Origin of the sequence: Methanosarcina spelaei (assembly GCF_002287235.1) — an archaeon.
Classification (GTDB): domain Archaea; phylum Halobacteriota; class Methanosarcinia; order Methanosarcinales; family Methanosarcinaceae; genus Methanosarcina; species Methanosarcina spelaei.
Genome location: NZ_LMVP01000510.1, coordinates 1 through 201, shown reverse-complemented (window position 1 = coordinate 201; position 201 = coordinate 1). Strand labels below are relative to the sequence as shown.

The following is a 201-nucleotide window of genomic DNA, read 5'->3' as shown; positions in this document are numbered from 1 at the left end:
GGATTTTCACCGTAAAATCCATCCATTGTAACATAGGAAAAAGGAACACCTTCCTCTATTGCGTTATCAATCATTTCAAGACCAAGTTCACTCTTGGTTCGGAACTTTATCTCCTCAGGAGGAATTTTAGCCTTCAAACAACGTGCCTTGTCATCAATCCATTTTTGTGGGAGATATAATCTCTCATCAATCAACATTCTC

General features: G+C 38.3%; 1 protein-coding gene. It reads right to left on the bottom strand.

The genetic code is table 11. From position 1 onward, the window contains the following. A partial coding sequence (locus tag ASJ81_RS17205) for a transposase (protein WP_141241793.1) occupies positions 1-201 on the bottom strand: 201 nt, incomplete at both ends.